Annotated in this window: 2 protein-coding genes; both read left to right on the forward strand. The window is 50.0% G+C overall.

The window, feature by feature from the left end:
• Positions 1–13 precede the first annotated feature (13 nt).
• A complete protein-coding gene (locus tag MHH91_RS09080) occupies positions 14–10,555 on the forward strand; it encodes an SDR family NAD(P)-dependent oxidoreductase (protein WP_014471840.1) in 10,542 nt (3,513 codons plus the stop codon).
• The gene (locus tag MHH91_RS09085; RefSeq protein ID WP_014471841.1) at positions 10,545–26,858 is read left to right on the forward strand and encodes a non-ribosomal peptide synthetase; all 16,314 of its coding nucleotides are present in this window, start codon (positions 10,545–10,547) and stop codon (positions 26,856–26,858) included. Before MHH91_RS09080 ends, MHH91_RS09085 begins: the two co-directional genes overlap by 11 nt.
• Positions 26,859–26,865 lie beyond the last annotated feature (7 nt).

Raw genomic sequence — 26,865 nt, forward strand, 5'->3', positions numbered from 1 at the left:
GGAGTGGGAAGGAATGATATCGGAAAAAATCAATATCTCACTGGATCACCCTATCATGAAAGGCCATATGGTCTTTGGTGAAGCGGTATTGCCCGGTCTTGCTTATATCGACTTGATTTATCAGGTTTTTCAGGAACACGGTTATTTATACAATGAGCTCGAATTGAAGCACGTCACGATTTATCAGCCTTTAACCGTCAGTGAAACGGCTGCAATCATTCTGACCATTCAATGTTCTGAAAGCGGAGATGGAAAATGGTTCATCTCCCTTTCCGGGCAGAAACAGCAAGGTGACGAGCTGTCAGACAATATACAGTATGCGACGGCTGAAATGGTGAAAAGAGCCGCTGTCACATTTGATGAAACCCTTGATTTCGGCGATGTGAAGCAGTCAGTCCGATCTCTGGATCTTGATGAGATGTATAACCGCTGCCTGGATCATGATTTGGTTCATTCCGGCATGATGAAATCAAACGGACGATTATACGAAACAGAAGACGGCATGCTGGCTGAGCTATCTTGCGAAGAGGGAAAGGATTTCTTTTTATTTCACCCGGCCCTTTTGGATGCGAGCGGAATCGGGGCGAGCGGTTTGCTTTCTGAAACAAACCGGCTCCACCTGCCTTTATATTATGAATCATTCACGGCCGCCGACAGGCTTCAATCAGAGTGCACGGCGCGTATCGCAGCTTCCGGCGTCCGTCAGGAAAAAGAACTCACCACTATGACAATCGAGTACTTCAGCCGATCCGGACAGAAGGTCGCGGAGCTTAAAAACATTACGGGAAAAGCGGTGCGGTTCGAAGAAGACGAGAATACAGCCGGACAAGATAAACAGGATGCAAAAGAGCCGGAAAGCGCAGATGAAAAAGACATCATTCTGTTTTTAAAGAAGCTTTTGGCTGAAAAGCTGGGGCAGCCTTGGGAGCCGCTTGACATTCTTGCCGGTTACTACGAGCTCGGGCTGGATTCATCTTCTTTGCTTGAGATTGTTCAGGATATCAGTAAAAAGGCGGGTGTGCCCCTCGCGCCCACTCTTCTCTTTGAATATACAAATATAAAAGAACTGGCTGCCTATTTGAAAAAGACCGTTTCATTTGAAAGGGAAGATCATGCAGCCGAACCATCAGTACTTGAAACTGAAACACCAAGTGTGCCAAACCAACATGAAAACACCGGAGACATTGCGATTATCGGAATGGCGGGCCGGTATCCGAAAGCGAAAAATGTGGAGGAGTTTTGGGAAAACCTTAAGGCAGGCACGGATTGCATCACTGAGGTTCCGAAGTCCCGCTGGGATTGGAAAACATATAAAAACGTAACGTCACCATCTGGAAAAAAAGTATCAAAATGGGGCGGTTTCATCGACGATGCCGATTGCTTCGATCCGCAGTTTTTCAGAATCTCACCGCGTGAGGCGGAAATGATGGACCCGCAGGAACGCCTGTTTTTACAAACCTGCTGGGAGACGATTGAAGATGCGGGCTATACGCCTGAAACGCTTGGAAATAAAAAAAATAAACAGCGTCCTGTCGGCGTTTTTGCAGGGGTCATGCATAAAGATTATTCCTTAATCGGCGCAGAACAATTATCGGAGACTGATCCTTTTCCGGTTTCACTGAATTATGCGCAGATTGCCAACAGAGTGTCCTATTATTGTGACTTCCACGGGCCGAGCCTCGCGGTGGATACCGTTTGTTCTTCTTCTTTGACCGCCGTTCACCTGGCCATTGAAAGCATCCGCCGCGGCGAATGTGAGGCCGCGCTTGCGGGAGGGGTGAACTTGTCGCTGCATCCGGCGAAATATCTCAGCTACGGAAGCGTCGGCATGCACTCGAGTGACGGCCGCTGCCGTACATTCGGCGAGGGCGGTGACGGCTACGTTTCCGGAGAAGGAGTGGGTGCCGTATTACTCAAGCCGCTGGAAAAAGCCGAACAAGACGGCGACCGGATTTACGCGGTTATTAAAGGAAGTGCCGTTAACCATGTCGGAAAAGTAAGCGGAATTACCGTCCCGAGCCCTGCTGCACAGGCAGAAGTTATTAAGGCATGTCTGAAAAAAGCAGGCATCAGCCCGCGGACTGTCAGCTATGTGGAAGCCCATGGAACAGGCACTTCGTTAGGAGACCCGATTGAAATTGAAGGCCTGTCAAAAGCGTTCAGCGAAGGGACGCAGGATCAGCAATTTTGTTCCATCGGTTCAGTCAAATCAAATATCGGCCATGCAGAATCTGCGGCGGGCATCAGCGGCTTAACAAAAGCGGCGCTGCAGCTTCATTACAAAACGCTTGTCAAATCTCTGCATTCCGGTGAATTAAATCCATACGTGAAATTTGAGAAATCGCCTTTTTACGTACAGCAGCAGACTGCTCCGTGGAAGCAGCCGGCAGCCGAAGAAAACGGAAAAGTCACGCATTATCCGCGCCGGGCCGGACTCAGTTCCTTCGGGGCATCAGGTTCGAATGCTCATATCATTTTAGAAGAATACATTCAGCCTGAACAAAAAGCGCCTGCGCCTGAGAAAGAAGCAGCCAAAATCTTCCTGCTGTCCGCAAGAAATAAAGACAGGCTGCTGGCCTATGCGGAAAAAATAGCCCGGACACTTTCCGAAAAGACGGCGCTGTCTGAACTGGCCTACACCCTTCAGACAGGGCGTGAAGCAATGGAGGAGAGAGCTGTCTTCCTTGCAAATGACACCCGCGAATTGAAGGGAAAACTGAACGATTTCGTAAAAGGAAACGAAAATATCCCGGGATTTTGGCGCGGACAAGCCGAGATGCCGGAACTGAGCGAAAACGCTCCGGAAACGGATGATCCGCTGCGGCTTGCCGAGTTATGGGCAGAAGGGAAAACAGTGGATTGGAATAAGCTGTACGGTCCGGATAAACCGCGCAAAACAAGCGTTCCGACGTATCCGTTTGCAAAAGAGCGCTATTGGATTCCGCAGCGGGAAAAACAGGATAAAACCCTGTCAGACACTGTACTGCATCCGCTTTTACAAGAAAATACGTCAGATTTTTCACAGCAGCGCTTCACTTCTCTTTTTACGGGAGATGAATTTTTCCTTTCTGACCATGTCGTCAACGGACAAAAAATTCTGCCGGGCGTCGCCTATCTGGAAATGGCCGGGGAAGCAGTGAAAAAGGCCGCGGCCGTGACGGACAAAGGCCATAGCGTCACACTCAGACAGATCGTTTGGGTCCGGCCGGTCATTGTTGAAAACAAACCGAAGGAAATACATATTGCCCTTTATCCAGAGGATAACGGTGAGATTACCTATGAAATATACAGTGAGGCAGAAGAAAACGGCGAAGATCTGGTCATTCACAGCCAAGGTGAAGCAGTCATTACCGCACCGGGCAGCGCTCAGTTAGATATTGAGTCTGTCAAGGCTTCCTGCAATTTAGGGATAGTGACTGCGGATGAATGCTACGGAGCTTTTGAAAAGATCGGCTTGGATTATGGAGAAGCATACAGGGGCGTACAGCAATTGCTGATCGGTGAAGACCGATTGCTGGCCCGTATTTCACTCCCGGCTGCCGTACATGACACGAAAGAACAGTACGCGCTTCACCCGAGTATGATGGACGCCGCTTTTCACGCCTCCGTGGGTTTGCTTGTCCGTTCGATTCATGACGATGCGGGAAGCCGCGAGCTTTCTTTGCCGTTTGCGATGCAGGAAGTGGAGGTGTTCGGGAAGTGTCCTGAGCATGTCTGGTCATATATCCGGTACAGCGAAGGAAGCAAAGCGGATGACACCGTAAGAAAATTTGACATTGATATGTGTGATGATGCCGGTACCGTTTATGTACGGATGAAAGGCGCGTCTGTCCGGGCGCTTGACACAACCCAAACAGCGGGAGGCGAAACCTTGGAGGCGCCTGTCGGACACACGATGATGATTCCGGCTTGGGAGCCCGTTTCACTTGAAAAAACGAAGAAAGTGAATACGGTGAATAAGCAGACCGCAGTTTTCGGAGGAACTGACAGACAGCATTCACGTATAAAAGAGCATCTGCCAAACGCTTCATATTATCCAATCAGAGGTACGGATGATATCGCATCTCTTACGCACATGCTTGAAGGGCATAAAGAGCTGGAGCAAATTATTTGGCTCGCGCCTGAGGCTGAGGGTGCTGACAGCCTTAAGGAACAGGAGCGCAACGTTTTTCATGTGTTTAAGCTGATGAAAGCATTGCTTGCCTCAGGGTACGGAGAAAGACACCTGGACTGGTGCTTTGTCACAGCAAATGCTCAGCCGTTTTCGGATCAGGACAGCGCCGATCCGTCACAAGCCGCAGTCAGCGGCCTTGCCGGGACGATGGCGAAAGAATATCCGCATTGGAATGTCCGCATGATTGACACAGAAACGGACGGTATCTGGCCGATCGGAGAGGCGCTTTCTCTTTCTGCCGGGAAAAACGGCCAAGTTTGGGCATACCGCAATCAGCAGCTGTTTGAGCGGCAGCTGATCCCGCTTGACAATATGCCGAAAAACGGCACGCTATACCAAACAGGCGGGGTTTATGCCGTAATCGGAGGCGCCGGGTATCTCGGCGAGGCATGGAGCGAATATATGATCCGCCGCTACAAAGCACGCGTCATTTGGATCGGAAGAAGCACGCTGAATAAATCCATACAGGCGAAACTCGACCGGCTCAGCGCATTCGGTCCGGCGCCTGAATATATTTCCGCCGATGCCGCTGACAGTGTTTCCTTAGAGCGGGCTTATCAGCTCATAAAAGAGCGTCACACAAAAATTAACGGCGTTATTCACTCGGCAATGGATCTGTCTGAGCAAAGCTTAAATAATATGAAGACAGAAGAGTTCAAATCGGTGCTGAGAGCAAAAGCCGACGTAAGTGTGTCCATGGCGGAGGTATTCGGACGGGAGCCGCTTGACTTTGCGCTCTTCTTCTCCTCGCTTGTGGCATTTATCCATAATGTGAAACAAAGCCATTATGCCGCAGGATGCGCCTTCAGTGACGCATTTGCGAAGGAACTTGATCAGAAATGGAACTGCCCGGTCAAAGTCATGAATTGGGGCTACTGGGGCAACAGCGAAGCGGCTGAAGACGGCAATTTTATTCAGCTGATGGATCAGATCGGATTGGGACTGATCGAACCGGACGCTGCGATGGAGGCGCTTGAAACACTTATGACGATACCGGTTGATCAAGCAGCCTTCATTCATACGACAAAACCGGTCGCAGTAGAGGGGATGAATGAACGAGAAACGATTTCCGTTTATCCGCCTCATCCGCTTGTAACCGGACAACAGCCGAAGGCCGCTCCGCCCGGCGCGCGTCTTGTAAGAGAGGCTGAACATCAGGAGCTTGATGATTTTCTGTATCAGCTTTTGATCGCCCAGCTTAAAGAAGCGGACTTGCTGACGCCGCAAAGCCTTAAAGCGTATGAGCCTGAACACGAATATTTTAAAAAATGGCTCGATCAAACGATCACCTTCCTTCTGGAACACGGCTATCTGGAAGGGAATGCCGATTCATTTACACTGTCAGCCCGCGCTGAAAACGCAACCGCCTCGCTATGGCGAAAATGGGAGCAGGAAAAAGCGGAATGGCTCAATAATACTGATACAAAAGCAATGACTGTTTTAGCCGAGACGATGCTTAAAGCACTGCCGGACATTCTGCGCGAAGACATGCCGGCCACAGATATCATGTTCCCGCACTCTTCAATGGAACTTGTTGAAGGAATTTATAAGCATAATCAAGTCGCGGATTACTTTAACGGCGCCCTGTCAGATACATTAACGTCCTATGTGAAAGAAACCATCAGTAAAAACTCAAAAACCGCCATCCGCATACTGGAAATCGGAGCGGGCACAGGCGGCACAAGCGCAGGCATATTTGAAAAGCTAAAGCCGTATCAAAACCATATAAAAGAATACTGTTACACCGATGTATCGAAAGCTTTTCTCGTGCATGCGGAAACAGAATACGGCAAACAGAATCCTTATCTGACTTATAAACTTTTTAACGCGGAAGCGCCGCTTTCCGGTCAGGACATAGAGCCTGGCGCATACGACATCGTCGTTGCGGCCAACGTGCTCCACGCGACGAAAGACATCCGCCAGACGCTGAGAAACGCCAAAGCCGTTTTAAAAGACAACGGCCTGCTGCTCTTAAATGAAATGGCGGGAAACAGCCTGTTCCCGCATATTACTTTCGGGTTGCTTGAAGGCTGGTGGCTGCATGAAGATTCTGACCTTCGTATTCCGGGATGCCCGGGCTTGTATCCAAAAAGCTGGAAGCACGTGTTAGAAAGCGAAGGCTGGCATTCTGTCTATTTCCCGGCAGAAGCTGCACATGATTTAAGCCATCAGATTGTAGCGGCAAAAAGCAACGGCATTGTCCGCCAAAAAACGCTTAAAGCAGGAGGCGTAACACCGGCCGCACTGCCAAAAGCAGCACAAGCGCCGGAACTTCAGCCGCAAACAACGGCCGAAAAAAGCGATACAGCTTTAACAGAAAAAAGCACCGAGTACTTAAAAACGTTAATCGGAGAAACATTAAAAATTCCGCCGGCTCAAATTGATCCGAAAGCGCCGCTTGAAAAATACGGAATTGATTCTATCGTCGTCGTACAGCTGACAAATGCGTTACGAAATGTGTTAGACCAAGTCAGCAGCACCTTATTTTTTGAATATCAGACGATCGAGGCTCTCGTCGGCCACTTAATCAAAACAAAAAAAGACGCGATGATCAAACTGACGGGACAAGCGCCTGTTCATGAAGAACCAGAGGCGGCATCCGAACCGCAGGCTGTACAGCCGGCTAAGCCGCTTCGCACTGACTGGCGGCGGAGAGAAAAACGGGCAGCAAAAGAGGCCGTCCGGCAAAGTTCGGTTCGCGACGTGGCCATCATCGGCGTTTCAGGACGCTACCCGCAGGCAAAAACAGCGGCTGAGCTTTGGGCTAACATTAAAAAAGGAAAAAACTGCATAGAAGAAATCCCGCAGGAACGCTGGAACTGGCAGGATTACTATGATGTAGAAAAAGGTAAAGAGGGCTCTATTTATACGAAATGGGGCGGATTCATTGAAGATATGGACAAGTTTGATCCGCTGTTCTTTCAGATTTCTCCTTTGGAAGCGGAGCGCATGGACCCGCAGGAGCGATTATTTTTAGAAACGGCGTATGCGAGTATCGAGGATGCCGGCTATACGCCTGACAACCTGTGCCAAAGCAGAAAAATCGGCGTTTTTGCCGGAGCGATGAACAAAAACTACCCGACAGGCTACGGCTACTGGTCCATTGCCAACAGGGTGTCTTACCTTTTTGATTTCCAAGGACCGAGCATTGCGGTTGACACAGCCTGTTCTTCTTCTTTGACGGCCATTCATCTGGCGCTTGAGAGCCTATACAGCGGTTCAAGCGAATGCGCGATTGCCGGCGGCGTAAATATCGTAACCGACCCGATCCATTATATGAATCTGTCAGTCATGAACATGCTTTCTGCAAGCGACACATGCAAATCGTTCGGAGACCGCGCGGACGGTTTTGTAGACGGAGAAGGAGTGGGCGCGGTCGTGTTAAAGCCGTTAGACCAAGCGATTGCCGACAACGATCACATTTACGGTGTGATTAAAGGAAGCACCATTAACAGCGGGGGCAAAACGAACGGGTACACCGTTCCGAACCCGAACGCGCAGGCCGCCTTAATAAAAGAGGCTTTCCAAAGGGCAAACGTCCCGGCGCGCACCGTCAGTTATATTGAAGCCCACGGCACGGGGACCGCATTAGGGGACCCGATTGAAATCGCCGGATTAACGAAAGCATTTGAAGAGGATACAACAGATAAACAGTTTTGCGCCATCGGCTCCGCAAAATCCAATATCGGCCATTGTGAAAGCGCCGCGGGCATCGCCGGTCTGACAAAAATATTGTTCCAGCTGAAAGACCGCCAAATTGCGCCGTCCCTGCATGCCGGGCAGCTGAACCCGAATATTGAGTTCGCATATACACCGTTTGTCGTTCAGCAGGAACTCGGCGAGTGGAAACGTCCCGTCATCGGCGGCAAAGAGATTCCGAGAAGGGCCGGATTAAGCAGCTTCGGCGCAGGAGGAGCAAATGCCCACCTCGTCATAGAAGAATATATTGCAGATAAAGAGCCTGTTGAATCGCCGGGTGATCAGCCCGCTATTATCGTCCTGTCCGCGAAAAACAGCGAACGGCTCACTGAAAAAGCAAAACAGCTTACAGCCGCCATCCGTGAAAAACGATACAGCAGCAGTGATCTTATGAGTATAGCCTATACTCTTCAGACGGGCCGTGTGCCGATGGAAGAGCGTCTCGGCTTTATCGTTCATTCACTTCATGAACTTGAAGAAAAACTGACTGGATTTATCTCCGGAAAAGACACCGCCGAAATGCACCGCGACGGTACGGAAGAAAACAAACGGATGCTTGCCGTATTTGCGGCGGATGATGATATGGAAGCAATCTTAGACGCTTGGATCAGCAAACGGAAATATTCTAAGCTGCTTGAGCTTTGGGTAAAAGGATTAGATATCAATTGGGCGAAATTATACGGAGACCGTCTTCCGGCCCGCATCAGCCTGCCTGCTTATCCGTTTGCGAAAGAGCGCTTCTGGCATCAGCAGCCTGCTCAAAGTAAGGCAGCGCCCGTTAAAGCAGCGGCCGATGAAAATGATCCGGCAGAACAGTTTGAAGTGATGGCTTTCCGAGAAGTTCTTAAAGAACAGGCTTTGCCGGCTGTTGGAGAAAAGAAAATCAAGACGGTGATTTCTTTCTTATCTGATCAGAAGAAGCAGCAGGAAGCCGTCTCGGCGATCAGATCGTACGACAGTGAAGCTGACGTTATATTTATCGCTCAGGGCGACCGGTATGAGGCTTTATCCTCCGGCCGCTGCCAGGTGGTGCGGGAAGATCCGCAATCATATGTGAACGCTTTTGCGGACATTCAAAAAGAGTACGGTGAAGTTTCTGCCATTTTGTATTTATGGGCGCTCGAAGATAAAAGCTGCATAGAAGATTATTCATGTATCGTCTATATTCTCAAGGCAATGGCCGAGACCGGTCTGCTGCCGGAAAAATTGTTATTGGCGGGTGAATATGCATCCGGTCTGGAAAAGTGCTACTTGGAATCATGGATCGGCTTTGAGCGTTCGCTCGGCATTGTTCTCCCGAAAACAAGCATTACCGGCCACTTCAGAAAAGCCGGCGCGGCCATGACAGACTGGATGGGAACCATTTTGGACGAGCTGAAGGCTGAAACAGACCATACCGTTTTCTTGGAAGAGGGGAAACGGTATGTCTATCACACTGAACCAACCGGATTAACGGAAGAAAACAGCAGGATCAGAACCGGAGGAACCTATCTCATTACAGGCGGATTAGGAGGGCTCGGCTACTTATTTGCCCGCCACCTCGCCCGGAATTATCAGGCAAATGTCATTCTCACGGGGCGGTCGCCGATCAATGAAGAGAAGAAAGAAAAAATGAAAGAGCTGGAAAATCTCGGGGCGGGTGTTCTTTACGCCGAAGCCGATGTTTGTGATCCGATCGGAATGGGCGACTGCATTAAGCGCGCGAAAGAACGATTCGGAGCCATTCACGGCGTCATTCATGCGGCGGGCATCGAAAGCAGAACATCCGTCTTTGAAAATGAAATCGGGAATTTCCGCGGTACACTTGAACCGAAAATAAACGGAAGCCTGCTTCTTGACGAGTGGCTGAAAAATGAAACGCCGGATTTCATCTGCTACTTTTCATCCACATCGGCTGTTTTAGGGGATTTCGGCTGCTGTGATTACGCAGTGGCGAACAGGTTCCAAATGGCGTACGCCCACTATAAAAACGAACAATCAGAAAGCGGAAACGCTTTTGTCATAAACTGGCCCGTCTGGAAAAACGGCGGAATGGCCGTCGGCGGTGAAGAGACGACAGGCATGTACCTGAAATCAAGCGGCCAGCGCCTGTTAGAAACAGATGAAGGCATTGAGCTGTTTGAGCGCATCATTTCTCAAGAAAACACCCAGTGTCTCGTCATTGCAGGCAAAAGAAGCCGCGCCGAACGATTTTTAGGTATCCGGAAAGATGAGTCATCAAAACCGGAAGCTTTGCCGGAAACCGTGAGCAGCCGCATCCCGGCAGAAAGCACGGAAAAACGGCTCGAAGCGGATTTGAAAGAGCTGATACACAGTCTGCTGAAAATATCCAAAGATAAGCTCGTCCTGCATAAAAACTGGGCGGAATTCGGATTTGATTCCATCTATTTAGCCAAATTTGCCGCTCTTTTGTCGCGCCATTACGGCATTGAAGTCACTCCGGCGTTATTTTACAGCTATGCCACGCTAGGGGACGTTATGAACTACTACCTGACAGAACACAAAGAAACGATCGAAACGTTTTACAGAACGGAAGAAACCGAAACAGAAGACGCTGCTCCGGAAAGCAAGGAGTATACGGATCAGGAGATCATCGCCATGATGAAACAGGTCTCTGAGGGGACATTGGATTTTAAAAGAGTGCAAGACATCATAGAAGGGAGTAAGACTTATGAATCATAAAGAACTTCTCGATGCCTACAGATCAGGAACGCTCACCATCGCTGAGGTAGAACAAGAGCTTCAGGCTTTCAAGCGGACAACTGCAAAACGTCCGCTTTCAGAAGGCCAGAAAGGTTTGTGGATGCTTCAGAAAATGTTTCCGGAGATGAGCGCATATAACATTCCGTTATGCTTTCGATTTCAAAAGCTGGATATCGAGACATTCAAAAACGCCCTTTTGTTTGTGAAGCGCCAGCACCCTATTTTGACCAGTGTGATAAAAGAGGAAAACGGCCTTCCGTATCAGATTGAAGATTCGGAGATGCATTTTCCGATTGAAGAAATGGATCTTTCTGAACTAAGCGGGCGTGACGCTCTAACGTTTATTAAAGAAAAGGCAAAAGAACCGTTTGCGTTTGAAACCGGTCCGCTCCTGCGCGTTCAAGTGTTCCGGAGGGCGAAGCGGGAATCGATCGTGTTAATCACCATTCATCATATCATTTTTGACGGCGTGTCTCTTATGACGTTTATGTCGGCGCTGCTGGACGCCTATGTAAAAGCAGGCGAAGGCAAAGAACCTGAAATGCTTCGGCAGGCCGCAGATTATCATGACTTTGTGAACTGGGAAAAAGAACTGCTGGAAAGTGAAGCGGGAAAAACGCATCTCTCTTATTGGAAAGAGCAGCTGGAAGGACCGCTGCCGGTGCTAGAGCTTCCGTCGGATTACCCGAGATCATCGGTTCAAACTTGCAGGGGGCAGGCGTATCAGCGCTTGCTTCCTGATGAACTGAACCGGCAGATTAAAGTTTGCGCCCAAAAAAATAATGTCAATGAATCGGTTGTGTATCTCGCTATTTTCAAAGGCCTGCTCTATCAATATACGAATCAGGAAGATATCATCGTCGGCATGCCGACAATGGGGCGCTCTGAGGCTCAATTTGAGTCTATGATCGGATACTTTATTAATATGATCGCGGTCAGAAGCAGGGAGACGGGCGCAAAAACCTTTACGGCCTTTTTGAAAGAGCTTCAGATGACACTTGCAGAAGGGTTAAACCATGCCGCGTATCCGTTTCCGGCGCTTGTAAAAGAATTGAAGACAGAACGTTCGCCTGCTGTTTCACCTGTTTTTCAAACCGCGTTTTTCTATCAAAACTTCTTCCGGACAGAAGGAGCGGAAAAGCTGGCCGAACAATATCAATCACTCGGGATTGAAATGATAGAAGACATTCATCAGGAAGGCGAATTTGAGCTTGCGCTTGAAGTCTATAAAAAAGAAAAAGAAACAGTCCTGCAATTTCTGTACAATCCGGATGTCTACAGCCCCACTACTATCGAACGGATGGCGGAGCATTATATGAAACTGGCAGAAAAAGTGCTTTCTGACCCGGAGATCGCTTTTGAAGCATGCTCCGGCCTGCTCAATCAGAATCAGGAACGGGAAAAAAGCCGCACATCCCATCAGCCGAATGAGCGCTGTATTCATGAAGTGTTTGCGGAAAAAGCCGGGCGGCACCCTGAAAGAGAAGCCGTCACATTCGGTGAAAACAGCCTTACATATCGCGAATTAGATGAACGAAGCACGGCGCTCGCTGTGTATCTGCAAGAAAAGGGGGTCACACCGGAATGCCCGGTCGGCATTTGTACGGAGCGTTCTTTTGAGATGGTCATCGGCATCCTCGCCATTTTAAAAGCGGGAGGTGCGTATGTGCCGCTGGACCCGGCTTTTCCAAAGGAACGGATGTCACACGTCTTGCTTGACAGCGGCGTTTCAATCGTCTTAACGCAAGCAAAAACACGCGGCATGATTGAACGGTTAACCATCGGCGGTGTGAGCACGGTAGAGATCGAAAACAGCGGACGCCCTGCCGGCGGGGCAAAATTGGCGCAGCGTTCAAAACCGCATCACCTCGCTTATATCCTATATACGTCCGGAAGCACGGGAAAACCGAAAGGCGTCATGGTTGAGCACAGGGCCATCATGAACACACTGCAGTTTTTGGAAGCGGAGTATCCGGTCGCGCAGGAGGATGCCTATCTGTTAAAAACGAACTACGTGTTTGACGTTTCGATTTCTGAATTATTCGGCTGGTTTATCGGAAACGGACGGCTTGTCATTTTGCCGCCCGGTGCAGAAAAAAATCCGCAGCTTTGCATGGAATACATCCAAACTCACCAGGTGACGCATCTGAATTTTGCTCCTGCTGTGTTTAATGTATTTCTGGAAACGGTAAAGCGGCATACGTCATTTACAGAGGAAGGTCCTGTGAAATATGTGATGGTGGCCGGAGAGGCGTTTCCGAAAGACTTGGTCAAAAAGTCAGTATCCATCTTCAAAAACGCCAGAATTGAAAACATATACGGCCCGACGGAAACATCCATTTATGCCGCTTACTACAGCTGCGGCGATAAGGAAATCACAAGCAGAAATACGCCGATCGGAAAACCGATCCAAAACACGCGGCTCTATATCGTCGATGAAAAGCTCAGCCCCGTCCCGGACGGTGTGGCCGGCGAGCTTTGCGTGGCCGGCGCCGGTCTGGCCAGAGGCTATTACAATCAGCCTGAGCTGACGGCGGCATCATTTATTGATAATCCGTTTAGTGAAGGAGAAAAACTTTACAAAACAGGCGATTTGGCCAGATGGCTGCCTGACGGAAATATAGAATATGCCGGACGTATTGACAGTCAAGTAAAAATCCGCGGCTTCCGCATCGAATTGGGAGCGATTGAAGCAAAATTGAGCGAACATCCGGATATCCTTGATCAGGCGGTTGTCGTTCAGGAAAAGAACGGACATAAAAAGCTGACCGCTTATTATACGGCCCGCTCCGGTCATGCGGCAGATGAAAAAGCGCTCCGCAAACATCTTTTATCAGGCCTGCCGGATTATATGGTGCCTGCCCATTTTATCCGACTGGATGCGCTGCCGTTAACACCGAGCGGCAAAGTGAACCGCAAAGACCTGGAAAAGCGCAAGGTGATCGTTCACCGGTCTGAAAAGACGGGCAGTCTGCCGTTATCAGAGGCGGAAGCGAAGGTGACTGAAATATGGGAAGACCTGCTGAATACCGCGGGGATCAAAACCGAAGACGGCTTTTTCGATGTGGGAGGCGACTCGCTGCTGGCTGTCGCCGCGGCAGAACGCATTAAACAGGAGCTGGAATGTGATTTTACCGTCACGGATTTATTCGAACACTCTACCATTCAGGCGATCAGCCGATTTATTGTTGAAACAAAACAGGCCGCTGAGAGAGAGGCGCCCGCCCAAGATGAGAGAGAAAGAGAACAAACGGCTCAAAACGGGGTGCCGTCTTACTTTGAGGACAGCGTAGCGATAGTGGGGATTTCCTGTCAATTCCCCGGCGCGAAAAATCATCATGAGTTCTGGAAGCAGTTAAGAGAAGGAAAAGAAAGCGTCCGTTTCTACTCGGAAGAAGAACTTCGGGAAGCAGGCGTACCGGAAGATTTGATCGAAAATCCCGATTATGTGCCGGCATTATCGACGATAGAAGGAAAAGATCTCTTTGACCCTGAATTCTTTCACATTTCTCCGAAAGACGCAGAATTTATGGATCCTCAGCTTCGGCTTTTGCTGCTTCATTCTTGGAAAGCCGTCGAGGACGCGGGATATGTATCCAAAGAGATTCCGAAGACAAGCGTTTATATGTCGGCAAGCAATAATTCGTATCGGTCGCTTTTGCCGGAAAAAACGACAGAAGGCCATGAATCTCCTGACGGCTATGTGTCATGGGTGTTGGCGCAGAGCGGCACGATTCCGACGATGGTTTCCCATAAGCTCGGATTAAAAGGGCCAAGCTATTTCGTTCATTCAAATTGCTCGTCATCATTAGTCGGTCTTTATTCAGCCTATCAAAGCATAACGAGCGGAGAATCGGAATACGCGCTCGTCGGCGGAGCAACTCTGCATGCTGCGACAAGCATCGGCTATGTACATCAAACAGGATTGAATTTTTCAAGCGACGGGCATGTCAAGGCATTTGACGCTTCAGCCGACGGTATGGCGGGCGGAGAAGGAGCTGCCGTCATTCTCCTGAAAAAAGCGTCACAAGCCGTTCAGGACGGAGATCACATTTACGCTATGCTAAGAGGCATCGGTCTGAACAATGACGGAGCGGATAAAGTCGGTTTTTACGCACCGAGTGTAAAAGGACAGACTGACGTCATCCAGCAAGTTTTAGACAGCACGAACGTTCACCCGGAGACTGTTTCCTATATCGAAGCGCACGGCACAGGAACGACATTGGGTGACCCGATTGAAATGTCCGCGCTGCAGCAAGTGTATAAACGTTACACGGATCAGGAGCAGTATTGCGGGATCGGCTCCGTAAAAACGAATATCGGACATTTGGATACAGCGGCGGGCCTTGCCGGGTGCATCAAGGTCGCGATGAGTTTATATCATCGGGAGCTGGCGCCTACCATTAATTACACGTCACCGAATCCGAATATCACATTCAGCGGTTCGCCGTTTTATGTAGCGGACAAGAGAAAACCGCTTCCGGAGAGAGAGACGCCGCACCGCGCAGCGTTAAGCTCATTCGGGCTCGGAGGAACAAACGCACACGCCATTTTTGAACAATATGAAAACAAAACGATCAGCAGCTCAAATGACGGCCGGCCGCCTTATATCGTTCCGCTGTCAGCAAGAAATAAGCAGCGCCTGACTGCCTATGCATCTTGTTTATCCGACTTTCTGAATGAAGCCGAAACCGATGTTTCCTTGCATGATCTGGCGTTTACGTACCAGACCGGACGTGAGGCGATGGAAGAGAGAGCCGTCTTTATCAGTAACGATCGTCACGATTTGAAGCGTCAGCTGCAGGATTTCATCAATGGTAATAAACAAAACATCTTACGGGGCGAAAAAGTGAGAAATAAAGAAGCGTCACCTCAGGAGATGGAAAAGCTTGCGGCGTGCCAGACACAGGAAGAAAAGCTGAAAGCAATCGCGGCGCTCTGGATAGAAGGGGTGCGTGTCGATTGGGGCTTATTGTATCAGGATTCCGCACCGCAACGAATCAGTGCGCCGACCTATCCGTTCGCCGAAGAGCGCTTCTGGCCGGAAGAAGCTGTGAAGCAAACGGATACGAAGCTTTTGCACCCGCTGATCCATCAGAATACATCAGTTTTGCAGGAGCAGCGGTTCAGCTCGGAATTCACGGGCAAAGAGTATTTTATTGCCGAGCATATCATTAAAGGAATGGCGATCGTGCCTGCCGCCGTTACCCTTGAGATGGCACGGGCCGCGGCGGAGAGAAGTATCGGCGGGGTATCAGAGGAATCTTTGGGCCTTCGCTTAAAGAATATCGTGTGGGTCCGCCCGGTGATAGCCGATCAGCAGACTGTCAGTGTCCATGTCGGACTTTATGAAGAAGAAGACGGGCAGATTCAATACAGAATGTACGGCGGGAACGATTCAAGCGGTGAAGCAGCTCCTCTTTATAATCAGGGCATCGCTGAAATCATCCGAAAGGGACCGGAAGAAACGGCGGATCTTGAGCAGATGAAGCGCTGGTGCACGCAGGGAACAATCGAATCTGAAGCGTTTTATAAAGGAATGATCGGAGCTGATTACGGACCCGGATACAAAGGTGTGCAGCTTGTATACAAAGGCGAAGACCGGCTGCTTGCTAAATTGAAGCTTCCTGAATCCGTCTCTCACACAAAAGCTGATTATATCCTTCATCCGAGTATGATGGACGGTGCGCTTCAGGCCGCCGAATATTTGCAGAACGTAACAAGAGCGCTGCTTGCAGAAAGCGGGGAACCATTCAAAGCCGCATTACCGTTTGCTTTAGAGGAGCTGGACGTACTGAAGCCATGTGCTGCTGACATGTGGGTGTACGTCACATTCAGCGCGAACAATAAAGCCGGCGATTATATCCAAAAAGCTGATATCGATTTATATGACAATAACGGCGGGCTTTGCGTGCGGATGAGAGGATTCTCAACGCGGATCATGGAAGAAAACGCGGGTGCCGGCGTCCCTGTCAGCCGTACTGATACATTGCTGGCTGAGCCGGTCTGGAAGGAGCAGCAGAAACCGGCGCAGGAGCACGCGCCTTCGTATGAACAGCATATCATCTTCCTTTGTGAGTACGATGAAGCCGTTAAACAAGCAATTGAAGCCAAGCTTGAACACGCAAGCGTCTTTATTTTGGACGAGCGCCCCGCATCTATTGCAGAGCGGTATCATTCCTATGCGGGTCAGCTGTTTGATCATATTAAAACCATAATGAAAGGCAAGCCGAAGGGCCGAATTCTTCTTCAGGCTGTTACGCGTTCAGCAGGCTTACAGCAGGTGTTCTCAGGCATTACCGGCCTTTTCAGAACCGCATGCCTTGAACATTCCAAGCTGATTTGTCAAATGATAGAAGCCGATGAAAAAGAAAGTGCTGAAGACATAGCGGAAAAAGTGTCCGAAAACCATATGCATGCCGAAAGCGTCCATGTGAAATATGAAAACGGCAAGCGCTTTGCTGCTGATTGGGAAGAGGTGGACATTTCTCAAGCGGAGCCGGACATTCCGTGGAAAGACGAAGGCGTTTATCTCATCACCGGAGGTGCCGGAGGTTTAGGCCTGATCTTTGCAAAAGAGATCGCAAACCGCACAAAAGACGCCGTCATCATATTAACCGGCCGATCCGCTCTCGGAGAAAAGCAGCAAGATCTGCTGGAAACAGTACGTGCTGCCGGCGCTTCTGTCTTCTACGAGCAAACTGATGTCACGGATGAAGCAGAAGTATACCGATTCATCCGCAATATCCGCAAACGGCACGGCAAGCTGGACGGAATTGTTCACAGTGCCGGCATTATAAAAGACAACTACATGGTGAAGAAGCCGGCAGAGGAATATCAAGACGTTCTCGCTCCGAAAGTGAAGGGCCTTGTGTATCTTGATGAAGCGTCACAGCATGAGAAATTAGATGTCTTTATTGTCTTTTCATCCTTATCAGGTGTGCTTGGAAGCGTCGGCCAGGCTGACTACGCGTCTGCAAACGTCTTTATGGAGATGTATGCCGCGTACCGCCGTTCTTTACAAGCCGCAGGACAAAGATACGGAAAGACGCTTTCTGTCAGCTGGCCGTTATGGAAAGAAGGCGGAATGCAGGCAGGAAAGCAGACAGAAGATATACTGATGCAAGAGGCGGGAATCGCACCGCTCAGCACAGAAGCCGGCATCAAGGCTTTATATCAAGGCTTGATGAGCGGGGCAGTCCGGGTGACGGTTCTTGAAGGAGACGTGAAAAACATGAAAGCAAAACTGTTCCGAAAAGAGAATGATCATCCGGAAGCTGAGTCCGGCGTACATCATGAGATTGACGCTGACAGCCTGCTTGAAAAAGTCAAGCATCTCTTAAAACAGCAGACAGCCTCACTGTTAAAAGTGAAACTTGACAAAATTGATGCACATGAAGAAATGACAAAATACGGGCTTGACTCTATCTCGATGACCGAGTTTACGAATCAGTTGAATAAAACGTACCGGCTTAGATTAACGCCGACGATTTTCTTTGATCATCCGACGATTCATGAATTTGCCGTTCATTTAATCAGTGAATATGAGGATGAATTCGCCGGACGGTTTGCGGTTAATACAAAAACGGTTCAATCGTCAAAACCGGTAAAAGAGACTCAAAAAACACGCCCGGCCGTTAAGCGCCGCCGCACTCTGCCTGAGACACTTCCGCAGACAGTACAGCGGGGTCAGAAGGCGGAGCCGATTGCAATCGTAGGCATCAGCGGAATTTTTCCGATGGCTGAAGACATTGATGCTTACTGGCAAAACCTGAAGGAAGGCAAAGACTGCATGACCGAGATTCCGAAAGACCGCTGGGACTGGCGGGACTATTACGGGGATCCCGCAAAGGAAGTTAATAAAACAAATGTCAACCAAGGCGGATTTATTGACGGAATTGCTGAATTTGATCCGTTATTTTTCGGGATTTCACCCCGGGAAGCGGAGCAAATGGACCCTCAGCAGCGTCTCCTGCTGACGTACGCATGGAAAGCGATTGAAGATGCCGGATACGCGTCAAAGAGTCTCTCAGGCACAAAAACAGGTGTGTTTATCGGGACTGGAAATACCGGCTACGGTTCTCTATTAGCCAATGCCGATGCGACGATTGAAGGGTCATCCGCGGCGAATACAAGTCCGTCTGTCGGACCGAACCGTGTCAGCTATACGCTCAATCTGCACGGGCCGAGCGAACCGATTGATACGGCCTGCTCAAGCTCGCTCGTTGCCATTCACCATGCCGTTTCTTCAATAGAAGAAGGGACGTGCGACATGGCTTTAGCCGGAGGAATCAATACGATTGTTCTTCCGGATGTGTATATCAGCTTTGATAAAGCGGGCGCGCTGAGCAAAGAAGGACGATGCAAAACGTTCTCCGATCAAGCTGACGGTTTTGCCCATGGTGAAGGGGCCGGACTCTTTTTCCTGAAAAAACTGTCAGCGGCAGAGGCCGATGGAGACCATATTTACGGCGTCATTAAAGGAAGCGCAGTGAATCATGGCGGCCGTGCGGCATCTTTGACAACGCCTAACCCGAAACAACAGGCGGAAGTCATTAAAGCCGCATACAAAAAAGCGGGCATTGATCCTAAAACAGTCTCTTATGTCGAAGCTCACGGCACCGGAACAGAACTTGGAGATCCCGTTGAAATTAACGGCCTGAAACAAGCGTTCAGCTCGTTTGCAGACGGAAAAGAGAAAGCGTCCGGCTATTGCGGCTTAGGCTCAGTCAAAACAAATATCGGCCATTTATCCCTTGCCGCGGGAGCAGCGGGCATCATTAAAATTTTGCTGCAGATGAAGCATCGAACATTAGTCAAAAGTCTTCACTGTGAGACGGTAAATCCGTACATTCAGCTTGAAGACAGCCCGTTTTATCTGGTGCGGGAAACGATGGAATGGAAGACGCAGACGGACGAACGAGGAAACGAGCAGCCGCGCCGCGCGGGCATCAGCTCATTCGGCATCGGCGGGGTAAATGCCCACGTCGTCATCGAAGAATACATTCCGCAAGAAAGAGCGGAAGCAGATCATTCTCACATCGATCCATGCCTTTTCGTTCTATCCGCCAAAAATGAAAAACGCCTGAAAGAACAAGCCGAACAGCTGAAACGTGTGCTTTCAGAAAAGCGGTTCGGTCAATCCGGCCTTGTTTCTATGGCTTATACCCTCCAAATCGGAAGGGACGCCATGGAAGAACGCCTGGCGGTTATTGCCGGATCCGCTGAAGAACTGCAGGAAAAACTGTCGCAGTTTGTCAATGGAGATAAGAACGCGGACTTGTACAGAGGAAGAATAGACAAAGGCACGCTGCAAATGCTGACGGAAGATGAAGAAATTCAAGAAGCCGTTGAAAAATGGATGGCACGCGGCAAATACGCGAAGCTGCTCGAATTATGGGTGAAAGGGCTGAACGTCGATTGGGCGAAGCTGTACGGAGACCGGCCGCCTAAACGCATAAGCCTGCCGACATATCCGTTTGCAAAAGACCGCTATTGGGCGGCAAAACGCATCGGAAAGCACGAAAGAACAAGCGCTGTTTCTGCCGGAACGCAGGACGTGCTTCATCCGCTTCTGCACAGAAATACATCAAACCTTGCCGAACAGCGATTCACTTCAACCTATACCGGAGAAGAATTTTACCTTGCGGACCATGTTGTACAAGGCGTGCCGATCTTACCGGGAGTGGCGCATCTTGAAATGGCGCGCGCTGCAATGGAACAGGCATCTGAAGTGCCGACCGGACAGGGAAGCGTCAAGCTTAAGAATACGGTTTGGGTGCGGCCGATCACCATTGAAGACGAGCCGATCCATGTCAATATCCGTCTCGTTCCTGATACTGCAAATGACGTTCACTTTGACATTTACAGCGGCCTTGAAACAGATCAGCCGACCGTTTACAGCCAAGGTGCAGTATCAGTCCGTCCTGACGCAGAGGCTCCGGTTATTGATCTGCAAAAGCTGAAATCACGATCCGCCGAGACACCGTTTTCTGCAGACGAAGTGTACGATATGTACCGCAAAATCGGTTTTGATTACGGCCCGGCTTTCCGGGGTGTCAAAGCGATTTATACAGGGGATGATTTCGTATTGGGCCGACTGTCGCTTGATCCGGCTTGTGCGGACACGGTACGGCAGTATGTCATGCATCCGGGCTTAATGGACTCTGCATTGCAGGCATCAAGCATATTGACCGGAACAAATGATGAAAAACTGATGCTTCCGTTTGCGGTTCAGGAGCTCGAAGTATTCAGCGCGTGCACTGCCGGGATGTGGGTATACGCCAGACTTTCTGAAGACCATAAAGCCGGACAGGTGGAAAAACGCGATCTTGATATTTGTGATGAAAACGGCAAGGTTTGCGTAAGGCTGAAAGGTTTGTCGTTCAGAACGGCTGAAAAAGAACCTGAGAAAAAAGAAGAAGCCCCGGAAACGCTTATGCTTGAGCCCGTATGGACCCAAAGCACTGAAACTGCCGCTCAAACGGAACCTGTTTTTGCCCGGCATATCGTGATGCTTTGTGACACAGAACCCGGATTGAAACAAGCCGTTGAAACTGCGGGAGCCGAATGCATTGAAATGACCTCCCCGCATGAGAAACCGGCAGCGCGCTTCCGTGATTATACCGGGCGGATATTGGAGACGCTGCAAAAACTGCTGAAGGAAGAAACGGAAGGAGACGTACTCATCCAGGCGGTTCTTTCTAAAACAGGTAAGCATCAGCTGCTCTCAGGGATTTCAGGTCTGTTAAAAACAGCCGGCCTGGAACATAAAAGGCTGAAAACCCAGCTGATTGAAATAGAGCCGGCAGAAAACGGCAGAATCACAGACATCATCAGAGAAAATAAAACATGTGCTGATGACGGCCATATCAAATATGAAAACGGCATTCGATACAGGGCTGATGTCAAAGAAACGGCTGTGTCCGGCAGTAAAATACGCACTCCTTGGAACGACGGAGGCATTTACCTTATTACCGGAGGAGCCGGGGGCCTTGGCTTTATTTTCGCGAAAGAAATCGCCCGTAACGTCAAAGAGCCGACACTGGTTCTGACCGGCCGTTCCCCATTAAGCGCGAATCAGAGGCAGCAGCTCCAATCGCTTGAATCACTCGGAGCGACAGCGGAATACAAACAGGCTGACGTGACAAACGCTCAAACTGCGGCGGATCTGGTCAAAACAATTGAGACGGAATATGGCGGACTTCACGGCATCATTCACAGCGCTGGTGTGATGAAGGATCAGTATATCGCGAAGAAAACAACTGAAGAGTTTCACAGTGTATTAGCGCCTAAAACCGATGGATTTGTCAACCTTGATGAAGCAACCGAGCATTTAGCGCTGGACTTTTTCATCGTTTTCTCCTCCATCTCCGGCGTCACGGGGAATGCGGGACAGGCGGATTATGCTGCGGCAAACGCGTTTATGGACAGCTATGCGGCATACCGCAACGCGCTGGTTAAGGCAATGTACCGCCATGGGCATACATTGTCAATCAATTGGCCGCTTTGGAAAGACGGCGGAATGCAAGTCAATGAAGAAATGGCGAAGCTCACCGAAAAAAGAACCGGCGTGGCGCCGATGCGCACTGAAACCGGAATAGAAGCGCTTTACAAAGCATGGAGCACGGGGAAAACAAGTGTGCTCGTCATGGAAGGAAATCTCGCCGTTATGCGGGAAAAACTGCTTCAAAAGACGCCAATAGCCGCTTTTTCACCGGTTAAAAAAACGGAGGAAACGCCTGCGCCGAAAGACTTGACGGCAAAACTTCAGGAATTGCTGGCAAAAGAGGTTTCCGGACTTCTGAAAATAAATATTGAAGAAATAGATATCGATTTGGAGTTCAATCAATACGGATTTGATTCCATTACGCTGACGGAATTTGCCAACAAACTGAATGACTCTTACCAGCTTGATTTGACACCGACCGTGTTTTTTGAATATGCGACGATTCAAGCCTTGGCTCATCATTTAGCAGAAGACTATCAAACACAATTTACCGGCAGCACACAGCCGAAAAAAGAAGAAAACCAAAGCCGAGTAACAGATGACGGCGGCATCAGGCTGACAGGGAACAAACGCTTTGCAAAAACTGCCGTACAGCCTGTTCAGACAGCGGTTGAACATAAACCGGAACCGATCGCTATCGTAGGTATGAGCGGAGTGTTTCCGAAGGCCGCAAATATTGATGAGTATTGGAGTAACTTGGAAGAGGGAACAGATTGCATAACAGAGGTGCCGGCGGACCGCTGGGACTGGCGGGAGTATTACGGTGACCCGCTTTATGAAGCCAACAAAACAAATGTAAAGTGGGGCGGATTTATTGACGGAGTTGCGGATTTTGATCCGCTGTTCTTCGGAATTTCACCGCTGGAAGCCGAACAGATGGATCCGCAGCAGCGCCTGTTAATGATGTATGCGTGGAAAGCGATAGAAGATGCGGGATATTCCGCTAAAAGCCTTTCCGGCACGAGAACGGGCCTTTACATCGGCACTGGGAATACCGGATACGGCTCACTATTTTCAGACTTGGATATCGGCGGTGCGTCAGCCGCAAATATGAGCCCGTCAGCGGGGCCGAACCGTGTCAGCTATATGCTCAATCTGCACGGGCCGAGTGAACCGATCGACACGGCTTGCTCCAGCTCACTGGTCGCGATTCATCACGCCGTATGCGCCATTGAAAACGGGAACTGCGATATGGCGATCGCCGGCGGCGTGAATACCGTCGTCACCCCGCAAGGCCACATTGCTTATGACAAAGCCGGCGCGCTGAGCAAAGAAGGGAAATGTAAAACGTTCTCCGACCGGGCGGACGGATTTGCCGTCAGTGAAGGTGCCGGAATTCTTTTCCTGAAAAAGCTGTCAGAAGCAGAAAAAGCGGGCGATCATATCTACGGCGTCATCAAAGGCAGCGCGGTTAATCACGGCGGACGCGCGAACTCCTTGACGACACCGAACCCGAAAGCCCAAGCCGAAGTCGTCAGAACGGCTTATGACAAAGCAGGTATTGATCCGAGAACAGTCACTTATATTGAAGCGCACGGAACCGGGACGGAGCTTGGCGATCCGGTCGAAATCAACGGCCTGAAATCCGCCTTTCAAAAGCTGTACGAAAAAACCGGCGATCCCGCCGTTTACGCGAGTCATTGCGGATTGGGTTCGGCCAAAACCAATATCGGACACCTATCGCTGGCAGCAGGTGTCGCGGGTGTGATCAAAGTGCTGATGCAGATGAAGCATAAAACACTCGCAAAAAGCCTCCACAGCGAGGTCATCAACCCGTATATCAAACTGAAGGACAGTCCGTTTTACATCGTACAGGAAAAAAGAGAATGGACGGCATTGAAAGACGAAAACGGCAATTACCTGCCGCGCCGCGCGGGAATCAGTTCTTTCGGCATCGGCGGCGTAAACGCCCATGTTGTCATTGAAGAATATATCCCGAGGGAAGAAAGAAAAACCGTCATTGTCAAACATCCTCAAATCTTTGTGCTGTCGGCCAAAGAAGAAGAACGTCTGCAAGAACAGGCGCAACAGCTGGCACAAGCTCCTTTTACGGACGAGGATCTTGCCGATATTGCTTACACGCTTCAGCAGGGACGTGATGCCATGGAAGAAAGAGCGGCCATCATCGCTTCCTCGGCCGAAGAGCTGCGGGACAAGCTGAATAGCTGTGCAAAAGGACATTATGACGCGGCGGGTATTTATAAAGGCAAAGCGGGTAAAACCGCGCTGAACGCCGTTGCCGCAGGCGGAAACGGCGAATCGGATATCGAAGAGCTGATCAGCCGCCGAGAGAATGACAAGCTTGCGGAATTATGGGTGCAGGGCAGTGATATCAAATGGGACGGCCTATATGCTGATATCAAGCCCCGTCGAATGAGCCTCCCTACTTATCCGTTTGCGAAAGAGCGGTATTGGATCACGGACAACCGGCCAAAAGCAGAGAAACCGCAAGCCGTGGCGACGGCCCGGGTGCTGCATCCGCTTCTTCACGAAAACGTATCGGATTTAACAGAGCAGCGTTTCCGCTCCGAATTTACGGGGCAAGAGACGATTTTCACCGATCATCTGATTAAAGGCAAACCGGTCATGCCGGGTGTCGCTTACTTGGAAATGGCCCGGGCGGCAGTTACTCAGGCAGTCAAAGGACAAAAGGAACGTCCGTCTGCCATCCGCCTGAAAAACATCGTCTGGGTTCGTCCGATTGAAGCGGGGAGCCGTCCGATTGAAGCGCAGATCAGCCTCGTTCCGAGGGAAAACGGTGAAATCGTATATGACATTTACACGGCTTCAAAAACAGAAGCAAGCGGCAGGCAGATACACTGTCAGGGGGCTGCCGGCATTCTCAGCGACGGGAAGGCTCCGCAGCGTAATATAGGCGCACTGAAAGCTCAATGCGGCCACAACATGCTGACTTCTGAGCAGTGTTACGGCTTATTCAGCAAAATCGGCATTGATTACGGTCCCGGACAGCAAGGAATTAAGCAGATTCACATCGGAAACAATCAAGCATTGGCTGAGCTCCGTCTGCCTTCCTTCCTCGAAGAAACGGCAGATCAATATGTTCTTCACCCATGCATGCTTGATTCAGCTTTGCAAGCGACAATCGGACTGAAACTGCACGCTGATGATAACCAGCTGTCATTGCCGTTCGCTCTTGAGGAACTGGACATTTTCAGTCCATGCACAACAAGTATGTGGGCGTATGTCAGCTCCCGGGGAACGGATGAAAAAATTCAGCGGCTGGACATTGATTTATGCGATGAGGACGGCAGGGTCTGTGTCAGGATTAAAGGGATTTCTTCCAGAATGATGGAAGGCCCTGCGCCGGAAACATCATTAAATGGAGCAAACCTTCTGGCTCCGGTATGGGATCTAGCGGAATTCCGCGGCCAGAGCCCTGCATGTGAGACGGAAGAGGTTGTCTTTATCGCGGGGGATGAGGAGAGCGCGGCTTTTCAAATGCATCATCCTGCTGCAAAAAGGCTCCATATCACTCCGGAGGATGAAATAGAGGCTGTTGCGGCAGAAATGAAAGCCAGAGGGCCATTCGGCCATATCGTATGGATCGCCCCTTTTCACACCGCCAGTGACATGGTGAAAGCCCAGGATGCGGGCGTCATCCAGATGTACAGAGTGATCAAGGCAATGCTTGCTTTAGGATATGGAGGCAAGCGGATCAGCCTGACCGCAGTCACAATAAAAACACAGTCCGTACAGCCGGACGACACTATTGATCCGGCTCATGCAGGCATTCACGGTTTGGTCGGCTCGCTTGCAAAAGAGTATCCAAGCTGGCAAACAAGGCTGATTGATGCCGGAAGCCCGGAAGATGTTTCAAAGGCGGAGCTGTTCTCAGCGCCGTTTGATGAGCAAGGCAATACATGGGCGTACCGGAACAATCATTGGTACAAACAGCGTCTCATTCCTGTGCAGCAGCCGGTGTCAAACCGGCCTGCTTACAAAAAAGGCGGCGTCTATGTCGTGATCGGCGGCGCCGGCGGCATCGGCGAGGCTTGGAGCGAATATGCCGTGAAAACGTATCAGGCACGCGTCGTTTGGATCGGCAGACGAAAACATAACAGCGCTATCCGGGAAAAAATCGACAGACTCAGCCAATTCGGGCCGACGCCAATTTATATTGAAGCAGACGCGGCAAATCCGGATGAGCTCACATGTGCGTATGAAACGATCAAACGCACGCACCCGCATATTAACGGAATCATCCATTCCGCAATCGTTTTAGAGGATCAGGGTCTGGCAAATATGCCGGAAAGCCGTTTTAAAAGTGTGCTCGCTGCAAAAGTCAATGTCAGCGTGAATATGGCCCGCGTTTTCCGAAATGAGCCGCTGGACTTTGCTTTGTTCTTCTCGTCTGTTCAATCATTTGCACGCGCGGCCGGACAAAGCAATTATGCGGCCGGATGCAGCTTCAAAGATGCCTTTGCCGCTCATTTGGCTCAAGTGTGTCCGTATTCGGCGGCGGTGATGAATTGGAGCTACTGGGGCAGCGTCGGAATTGTATCATCTGCTGAATATCAAGAACGGATGAAACAGGCGGGAGTCGGATCGATTGAAGCGCCGGAAGCGATGGCGGCGCTTGAGCGGTTGCTCGGCGGCCCATTGAATCAATTCGTCATGATGAAACAGGCGGAAGAGCCTGTGGAAAAACCGGAAGAAATGATAGAAGTATACCCTGAACATCACGGCTCGGCGATGCAAAAACTGCGAAGCTATCAGCCTAAAGTAACAAGACATGTACAACAATTGAGTTAAGGAGGGG

Source organism: Bacillus sp. FSL K6-2819 (genome assembly GCF_038008305.1).
Classification (GTDB): domain Bacteria; phylum Bacillota; class Bacilli; order Bacillales; family Bacillaceae; genus Bacillus; species Bacillus amyloliquefaciens.